7 protein-coding genes are annotated in these 9318 nt (G+C 67.7%); 4 read left to right on the top strand and 3 right to left on the bottom strand.

Translation table 11 applies throughout. The features are described from left to right. Positions 1-231: 231 nt before the first annotated feature. Both ACNPQM_RS42840 and ACNPQM_RS42835 read right to left on the bottom strand, forming a co-directional pair. Entirely contained in the window at positions 232-852 is a 621-nt protein-coding gene (locus tag ACNPQM_RS42840; protein ID WP_418088257.1) for a hypothetical protein, read from the bottom strand. Positions 853-928: 76 nt separating this feature from the next. Continuing rightward, complete coding sequence (locus ACNPQM_RS42835) at positions 929-1879, bottom strand: YcxB family protein (protein ID WP_418088256.1); 951 nt, start codon at positions 1877-1879, stop codon at positions 929-931. 808 nt (positions 1880-2687) lie between these two features. Here ACNPQM_RS42835 and ACNPQM_RS42830 point away from each other — a divergent pair. The 4 genes from ACNPQM_RS42830 to ACNPQM_RS42815 all read left to right on the top strand — a co-directional run bounded on the left by ACNPQM_RS42830 (position 2688) and on the right by ACNPQM_RS42815 (position 8590). Then, positions 2688-3629, top strand: coding sequence for an ABC transporter ATP-binding protein (locus tag ACNPQM_RS42830; protein ID WP_418088255.1), 942 nt, complete (start codon positions 2688-2690; stop codon positions 3627-3629). Beyond that, complete coding sequence (locus tag ACNPQM_RS42825) at positions 3626-5002, top strand: ABC transporter permease (protein WP_418088254.1); 1377 nt, start codon at positions 3626-3628, stop codon at positions 5000-5002. The genes ACNPQM_RS42830 and ACNPQM_RS42825 overlap by 4 nt, the downstream gene beginning before the upstream one ends. A 4-nt stretch (positions 5003-5006) precedes the next feature. Beyond that, positions 5007-8189 carry an alkaline phosphatase family protein gene (locus ACNPQM_RS42820; protein ID WP_418088253.1) on the top strand — a complete coding sequence of 1061 codons (3183 nt, stop codon included), beginning with the start codon at positions 5007-5009 and terminating at the stop codon, positions 8187-8189. A gap of 194 nt (positions 8190-8383) precedes the next feature. Then, positions 8384-8590, top strand: coding sequence for a hypothetical protein (locus ACNPQM_RS42815; RefSeq protein ID WP_418088259.1), 207 nt, complete (start codon positions 8384-8386; stop codon positions 8588-8590). Position 8591: 1 nt separating this feature from the next. On the opposite strand, the gene ACNPQM_RS42810 is transcribed toward ACNPQM_RS42815, so the two are convergent. After that, positions 8592-9200, bottom strand: a complete 609-nt coding sequence (locus ACNPQM_RS42810) for an ImmA/IrrE family metallo-endopeptidase (RefSeq protein ID WP_418088258.1) — start codon at positions 9198-9200, stop codon at positions 8592-8594. Positions 9201-9318: the final 118 nt, after the last annotated feature.

Genomic DNA, 9318 nt, shown 5'->3' with positions numbered 1-9318 from the left:
TGGCGGTGTCTCGACGCAGTAGGACCGCGGGGACGGACAACAGTGCGCGGACGGTGCGGTAGAGCAGGGACACGATCATCAGGGCAGCATTACAAATCCCCACCGACGACCCTGGAGGCCGGCGCTGACCAGCAGCAATGATTTTACGAGCCCCACAGGTCAATCAGCCCACGGGCAGCACAGTAGGCCACCGGCCAGGAACGCCCCCGAGGGGGTGCATGACCCGCGTGGTCACGGCTGAGATCGGATCACCGCGACGCAGCACAGCGCTGCGAGGGCCAGAGTCGCGGCCGCCGGCCCTGCGAGGGCCTCGGCTGCGGAGGCAGGCAGCATACGGTCGGTCGGCGGGATGGCGTCTTTGGGGCCGAAGACCATCGTGAGGTGCTGGCCCGGGCGCGCGGTGGCGCCGCAGGTGCGCCAGGCTTCGGTCGGGACCGAGGTGCCGTCAAGGAGGCGTACCGAGCAGGAGTTCTTGACGTAGTCCCGCCCCTCGTAGCGGTGGACATGGACCTCGGTCACCACCACCGTACGGCTCTCGCCGCGCGCCGCGAGGACGGCCTGTGCGGTCGCGCCCGGTATCCACCAGGCGAGGATCCCGCCGAGCAGGGCAACTGCACCGACCAGGACACGTCCCGCGTTCGTCGAGAAGAGATACCAGGCAGTGGCCAGACCCACGACGACACCGGCCACCGAGCCCACCGTGTCGAAACCGGCCAGTGCGCCCGCCACTGAAGCACCTGCAAGCAGGCCGGCGGTTACAACGCCCACCGCGACACCCTCCACCGTCAGCCGGGTGGGAGGGCGTCCAGAGAAGTTCGCCGGGCCCCACAGGAACGCGCCGTCGTAGGACATGCTGATCCATCCGTCGTTCGTAAACGTGCGGAAGGGTAACCGCCCGGGAGTGCGGGCGCGGTGGCGCTGGACCGCCTCAGAAGTCGTAGCAGGCGTAGGCGCCGTCGGGCCCTCGGGCGATTCTGTCCGAGCCCCAGCAGTGGAGCATTGGCCCAACGCGGTACAGGACGGCACCACCGGCCAGCAGGACGAGGACGGCGAGCACGGCGGTCACGATCCGCATGACCGTCATCCGCCGTACGAGCCACCAGGCCCCGGCGACCGCGAGCGTCCCCAGCACCAGCATGACAGCCGATATCGGGGCGGTGTTGTTCTGGATCCCGGGAAAGCGATCCGGATGCGCGGCGTGTTGGACGGCGGCGAAGGCGAAGAAAAACAGCAGCAGCCCCAGCAGCAACAGCCCGACAGAGCTGACCCCGCGGCCGACAGCCCGACCCCGGCTCCGCGGGCCGGGGCCGGGGCCGGGCCCGTCGGCGGCATCCGCGCGCACGAGCCGACGGTCGAGGACCGCCCGCAGCCGGTCCACGTCCTCCGGGTCCGCCACGGCCCGCTTGGGCAGGACCACGACGCCGACAGCGGACTTGTCGGCGCTGAGAAGCACGAACAGCTCCGGGGTCTCGGCGTAGCGCGGGTAGAGGTGCCAGTCGACGGTGGCCGAGCTGTGCGCGGTGGTGAGCCGGATCCCGGTGTCGTCGACCGTCCCGCGGATGTCCCCCTGCCGTTCGGCGAGCCGGTGGAGCTGGCGCGCCTGCAACCACGGCACCGCAGTCATGAAGACGGCGAAGACCACCAGCCCCGCATACAGCGGCCACGGTGTGTCACGGCGGCCGGAGCCGGCCGCCGACAGCAAGGCACCGACGGCCGCGACCGCCACCGTCCACACCAGCGCCCGGCGCTGAAAGCGTCCCGCGCCGGTGCTCCTCGCACGTGCCCGCAGCGCGGACGCCAAGTCGCCGACGGACGGCCGGTAGGCCAGCTCCACCGATCTCTCCGCGACCGCGTCCGTCGTTTCCCGGCCCTCGGCCATGTCCCCTCCCCGGTTCGATGATCAACCGGATCGTAGAGGCTTTCTCAGCCGCTGCGGCGATGGACAACCCGAACCATCCACCCGCTATCCCGATCGGCACCAACATGACCTGGCGATTCGTCAAAAACGTCAGCGCAACATCGGCAACCACCGGCAGCAGCAAACACCCAACCGCCCCCATCCCAGCCAGCGCTATCAACACCCCACACCACTGACACATCCACGCCGAAAAACCACTGACAAACCAGCACACATCATCAGGCAGTACATCGCACGCGAGGGCACCACTGTGGTCTCGCGGGCCCACGTCGAGCGCCTCCCCGACGGCGGCGCCGACGTCGTCCTCACCACGCCCCCCGAGTGGGACGAGCTTCGGGATCGGCACACGGGCTGGCTCTCCAATCACCCAACTGGACTTTGAGCCGTGGCGGTTGCTCTTGCCGTCCGGCTGCGGGCCCGCGTGGGCACTTAGGGGCTGCCTGAGCGGTGACACCGAGTGAGCATTCCCACCCCCGGTGACTGGCTCTTCGTCAATACGCTCTCGCGTCCCTCCGTTCAGGCCGCCGAGTTACTTCCCGGTCAATCCCCCAACACCGCACGTCGTTGCCGATCGCAACTTTCCCAGCTATTCCTCCAGTTTCGATCAAGCAACCGCAAAGGTCGCTGGTCGAAACAGGTGCGGCTCCCGCCCGCCCGGCGACGTCACAAATGTTAAGTCGTTTCATGTTCCATCAACATTCAACTCCCCGTCTCCCTGAGCAGCGTGATCACTCCCTAGAGTCCCTGGGGCATTTGGAGGAAGGGACCCATGGAAGAACTCCTCGCAATCCGGGCTCACGACATCACGAAGAGTTTCGGTGACGTCGTCGCGCTCGACGGTATAGACCTTGATGTGACGCAGGGTCAGATCCATGGCCTGGTCGGACCGAACGGCGCCGGGAAGACGACCTTGCTCGGCGTCCTGCTGGGGCTCGCGGTTGCCGACAGCGGTCGCCTCGAGGTCCTGGGCACACTGGTCGGGCGGGCACTCAACGCTCCCGACGGCGTCGCAGGCTTCGTGGACAGTCCCGCTCTCTACCCCTCGCTCACCCCACGGCAGAACCTCGCCGCGCAGGCCGCACTCCGCGGCCACGACACGCGCACGGCGGAAGTCGACGACGTACTCGCCGAGGTCGGCCTCACCGGCGTCGCCGACGACCGCACCCGCGGCTTCTCCCTCGGCATGCGCCAGCGGCTCGGACTCGCCGCCGCCCTGCTGACCAAGCCCCGGCTGCTCGTGCTCGACGAACCGTCCAACGGCCTCGACCCGGCGGGCAAGAAGCACGTGCACGGTGTCCTCAACCGGCTCGCGGCCGACGGGACCGCCGTCGTGCTCTCGAGCCACAACATGGACGACCTCGAGGCGCTGTGCTCCGAGGTGACCATCCTCGCTGCCGGACGCGTCGTCTTCACCGGCCCGCTGAGCAAACTGGCCACCGACAACCGCGAACTCGACTACCGGCTGCTCACCTCCGACCCGCAGGCCGCCCGCCGACTGGCTGTCGACACGGCCGGGATCCAGGTCGTCGACGACGCCGACGTACGGCACGACGCCCGGACGCTCGTCGTGCGCGCGCAGGTGCCCGCCCTCGACGAACTGGTTGCGGGGCTGGTGCACGCGGGCATCGCGGTGCGCGAGCTCGCCCCCGTGGTGTCGCCGCTCGAAGCCGCGTTTCTCGCCCTCACCGAACAGCAGGAGGCCGGCCGATGACCGCGACCCTCACCCCGAGCCGGGAACAGGAACACGAGCAGGTGACCAGAGGCCCTCGCGTCCCCGTCACCCGCGTCTGTCGCTTCGAGTTCGTCAAACTCGTCTCACAGTGGCGGATCCGCCTGCTGGTCCTCGCCTGCTGGATCGTTCCCGCCCTCTTCGTCGCCGGCGTGAGCCAGCAGGCCACGCTCCCCGTGGACACCCTCTTCGGGCGCTGGATGCACGCCTCCGGGTGGGCCGGGCCGCTGGTGATGCTCGGTTTCGCGGGGGCCTGGGCGCTCCCGCTTCTGACCTCGGTCGTGGCCGGTGACGTGTTCGCCTCCGAGGACCGCCTCGGTACCTGGCGCCAGCTGCTCGTGGCGGTCCGCTCGCCTCGGCGGATCTTCGTGGCGAAGGTGGTCGCCAGCCTCACCGTCCTGCTGCTGCTCGTGGCCGGGCTCGCGGCCTCCAGCACGGTCGGCGGCCTCCTCGCGGTCGGCGACCAGCCGCTGGTCGGCCTCGACGGCCACCTCCTGGCACCGTCGGACGCCGCCGCTCAGGTCCTGCTCTCCTGGATCTGCGTCCTCGCTCCGACCCTGGCGCTCGCCGCACTCGGCTTCCTCGGGTCGGTCACCCTGGGACGGTCCCCGATGGGGCTGCTGGTGCCCGTACTCGTCTCGCTCGCGATGGCGGTCGCCCAGATGCTGCCGCTCCCCGTGGCCGTCCGCGTCGCCCTGCCCAGCTACGCCTTCATCTCCTGGAACGGACTGTTCACCAGCCCGCAACAACTCGGCCCGCTGCTGATCGGCATCATCGTCAGCCTCGTGTGGGCCGTGGTCGCGACGGCGCTGGCCTATGTGCTCTTCGTACGGCGCGAATTCACCAACCCGACCCACGACGGTTCGGGGCGCCGCGCCATCACCGTCGGAGTCCTGCCGCTCGTCGGGGTGGCCGCCGTGTCGTTCGCGGTCGTCGCCGCGACGACCTCGGCGACGGGCTCCGGGATCGAGCAGGACAAGGTGCAGCGGTCGGTCGCCACGGCATTCGCGCACCTCTACCGCATGCAGACCGAGCAGCTCAACCGCCCCGCCGTCACTGAGGCGCAGTTGAAGGCCACGGCGGCGTGCAACAAGGGCGGCGGCCATGCTGCCGCACAGGGGCCGGGCAACGACTGGCGCTGCGTCGTCACCTGGCACCTGCCCGGCGCCGAGACCGCGGGGACGGCCATCTACCAGCTCGACGTCACCGCAGACGGGCGGTTCGTGGCCGACGGCGACGGACCGAAGGAAGTGAACGGCTACTTCCTGGTGCGGACCCCTACCGGGGACACACCGAACCCGCTCTGGCAGTTCGACGGCAACGTCGAACTTCTTTCCACCACCCCGAAGGGATAACTCCATGCAGGTCACACGGCAGCGTCGGATTGACGAGAAGAAGCAGATCAGCCTTTTCGGTAGAAGCGTCGGCCGCCGGACCACTCTGGTAACGGCGGGCATCACTGTCGCCCTCGCCGTCACGGGCACCGCTGTAGCCCAGACGAACCAGTTCGGCACCGACCAGGTCGGCCAGACCACAGCTAACGGCCAGGTCCTCTCCAGCAACCAGTACATCGCCCCGTACGGCGAGCGCCTCGTCATCAACAATGGCAAGATCATGTCCTCCTCGGTCAGCCCGGACGGCACCCACGTCGCGGCCTCGCTCGCCGACGGTGGAATGGCGCTGGCCATCGTGGACCTGAAGAACTGGCAGGTGAAGCAGCGCGTCGGCAACAACGCGTCGGCGGACCTGCGTATCAGCAGCAACGACGTGGGCCAGGAAGGCCCCACGTACTCGCCCGACGGTTCGCAGCTGTGGCTGGGCCAGACCGGCGGCTACACCAGGTTCACCGTGAACCCGGACGGCAGCGTCGCCAACCCGACGTCCATCAAGATCCCGGCGAACGGGTCCAAGCAAGCACTGGCGAGTGCGGCGGTGTTCTCGGCCGACGGCTCCACCGTGTATTCCGCGGTCAACGGCCAGAACCGCGTGGTCGCCATCAACGCGGCGACCGGGGCCATCGAGCAGAGCTGGGCCGTGGGCAACGCCCCGCGCGGCATGGTCCAGGTCGGCACCAAGCTCTACGTCAGCAACGAGGGCGGCCGCCCGGCCAAGCCCATGCCCGGCAGCCTGCTCGACCAGGTCAGCACGGTCACCGCGAGCGGTGAGAACCCGCCGAACGAAGTCGCTGTGAACCTCAAGGACCACGATCCGTCGACCAAGTGGCTGGCGAAGAACCCGACCGGCTGGGTGACCTATCAGCTGGCCAAGCCCAAGGCGGTGGTGCAGTACTCGCTCACCTCGGCAAACGACTCGCCGGGACGCGACCCCAAGGACTTCACCCTGCAGGGGTCGAACGACGGCAGCACCTGGACCGATCTGGACAAGCACACGGGGCAGCGCTTCAACTCGCGGTACCTCACCAAGAGCTACACCTTCACCAATACCACCGCGTACAGCTACTACCGGCTGAACGTCACCGCGAACTATGGCGACCCCCTCCTGCAGCTCAGCGGCTGGGACATCAGCGACTCGACCGCCCCGGCCGAGCCCACGCAGAATTCCTACGGCACCGCGGTGCCGGCCGATCCGAACGCGGGCAGCACCACCGGCACGGTCAGCGTCATCGACCTGGCGAACCCGACCGCCGCTCCCTCGAGCATCGACGTCGGTCTGCACCCGACCGCCATGTACGCCAAGAAGGGGGCAGTGTTCGTCACCAACACCGCCACCAACGACGTGTCGGTCATCGACACCGCCAAGGACAAGGTCGTGCAGACCATCGCCACCCAGCCGTGGCCGAAGGCGTCGGTGGGCTACCACCCCAACGCGGTGACGCTCACCGACGACGGGCACCTGCTGGTGACGCTCGGCGGCGCCAACGCGGTCGCCGTCTACCGGTACACGTCCCCGCAGGAGCCGGTCAGCTACGTCGGCCTGCTCCCGACGGACTACTTCCCCTCCGAGATCGCCACCGTCGGCAACGACATAGTGGTCTCCAACACCCGCGGTATCGACGCCCGCCGCCCCAACAACCCCGCCGGGCACGGCACCCACGACACGACCTCGAGCCTGACGCGGTTCACGCTGCCGGACGACAGCGTCATCAAGTCCCAGACCGGCAAGGTCTTCAGCCAGAACAGCTGGAACGGCGGCTCAGTCACGCTGTCCGAGGGCAAGGGCGATGCGAAGCCGGTGCCGGTTCCGCTGAAGCTCGGCGACCCCTCGACGATCAAGCACGTCTTCATGATCGTCAAGGAGAACCGGACCTACGACCAGGTCTTCGGCGACATGCCCCAGGGCAACGGCGACCCGAAGCTGGCACAGTTCGGCGAGAACGTGACGCCGAACCAGCACGCGCTGGCCGAGCAGTTCGGGCTGTACGACAACACCTACGACATCGGCACCAACTCCGCCGAGGGTCACAACTGGCTGATGCAGGCCGACGACCCGGAGTACACCGAGTCCATGGCCGGTCAGTACGTGCGCACCTACGACACCTACGACGACGCTCTCGGCCACCAGAAGTCCGGCTTCATCTGGACCGGTGCGCAGGCAGCGGGCAAGACCGTCAAGGACTTCGGTGAGTACCAGCTGCAGTCCAACAGCAAGCCGTCCGGAGCGAGCTGGCAGAACTTGTACTGCGACACCAAGAACATGGACGCGAACCCCGAGCAGGACACCGCCTACCCCATGCACTCGGCCGTGGCGATCCCGTCGCTCGACAAGGTGTCGGTGCACAGCTTCCCGGGGGGCGACCTCAATATCCCGGAAATCTACCGGTACGAGATCTGGAAGCGTGACTTCGAGAAGAACGGGCCGGCGAACCTGAACATGGTCTGGTTCCCCAACGACCACACCGGTGGCGCGCCGAACGCGGCCGCTCAGGTCGCGGACAACGACCTCGCGGTCGGCAAGATGGTCGACACGATCTCGCACAGCAAGTACTGGAAGGACTCGGCGATCTTCGTTGTCGAGGACGACACCCAGGCCGGCATCGACCACGTCGACGGCCACCGTGGCCCGATCCAGATCATCAGCCCCTGGGCGCAGCACGGCAAGGTCGACAGCCGCTACTACTCGCAGATCACGATGATCCGGACCATCGAGCAGATCCTCGGGATCCACCCGATGAACCAGAAGGACAGCGCGGCCACCCCGATGCGTGGGGCCTTCACCCAGAACCCGGACTACACGCCGTTCAAGGCGCTGCCCAACCGGGTCCCGCTGACCGATGGCCTGAAGACCCCGCCCGCCTGCGGCCTGGACACCCCGGCGCCGCAGAACCCCACGGCGGCGGCCGTGCCGTCGGCGACGGTGCCGGCGGACATGCAGGCGCTCGCGGCGAAGTGGGACAACTGGAAGTCGAAGCAGCGGCTGACCGGGCCCAACGCCAAGGTCGACTTCGCGAGCCCCGCGCAGATGGACCACTTCACGTGGTACCAGACGCACAACTGGAAGACGCCGTACCCCGGCGAGGACAAGATCTTCGCGCCGCAGGACGTGCCGGGCGCCTACATCCCGTCGCCGGAGTCCGACGGCTGACGGAAGCCTGATCGCGGCAAGGGCCCCTGACCAGCGTCACTGCCGGCCAGGGGCCCTTGATGGTCCGGTGTCGGACTCCCCTCTCACGACTTCGGCAGGCCTTGTCAAGTTGCGTGTGTGGCAGGTGAGTTGTGGCGTACTGAGGCGGAGGTGGGCTACCTGGCTTTAGCGCCTATTTATGGGCCTGTCATGACATGCCAGTCCGTGGGGTTTCAGTTTTTGCCCAGCTCACAATTCGAGCGGAGGACGGCGGCGAGGACCAGAAGGACGACACGCAGGCCGCTGCCGAAGCAGCGCTGCTGCACTTCCCGTCTCCGAGGGACGCGGCGACGATCGCGGCGTTCCTGCGAACGCGGGTGTATCTGCGGTGGCGGGTCGTAGTAACGGCCGGTGAGATCTGAGCTATTTGACGATGGACAGGGCCGGTCGGATGGGCGCTGTGCGCTGCTCTCCACCCTTGTATCCGATGGGAACCAGGCCAAATACGTAGTGGTTTAGCTCTTCGGGGAAGATGTGTACTGATTTGGCGAGGTCGTTGACAGAAGTTCCCTCTGCCCGTAGCGCTTCAAATACTTTTGAGATCAGTTTGCTGCTCTCTCGGACCATGGATGAGCCTGGCTCTCCTTTTCGGTATCCGAGTTGTGCCAGTTGCTTGGCGGTTTGCTGAAAACGCCATTCAGAGAGCAGTTTCATGGTCCGGAGGCGGTAGGAGAAGGCCATTGCTGATACGCCCCAGCGCCCCTTGGCGCTCAAAATGCGTTCGACGCTGGCGTTGTTGACCTGTTGGGCGAGGATGCCGGCGCGTGGCATGAGGAAGGCGGAGGCAAAGGCGTCTGCGGCTGCTTCGGCTTCTGGGCCGCGGGGGGACTGGTAGCCGCTGTGGAGCACGAGGTGGCCCAGTTCATGGGCCGCGTCGAAACGGCCGCGTTCGCCGGTCTTGCGGGTGTTGAGCAGGATGTAGGGGGTGCAGTGGCGGGTTGAAGGTGCCGAAAACTCGTCCGTGCAGGTCAGGCGGCATGTCGGTACTCGTGGACCACTCCGCCGAGGCGGTCGCGTCGGCGGACGTTGAGGTGCTCGATCCGGTCGTCGGCCAGGGGTTGGGGGACGGCGCGGAGGGGCGCGGCGCTCT

Origin of the sequence: Streptomyces sp. NPDC056231, from assembly GCF_048270745.1 — a bacterium.
Classification (GTDB): Bacteria; Actinomycetota; Actinomycetes; order Streptomycetales; family Streptomycetaceae; genus Streptomyces.
The sequence above is the reverse complement of the archived record's forward strand: the minus strand, read 5'-3'. Positions and strand labels throughout refer to the sequence as shown.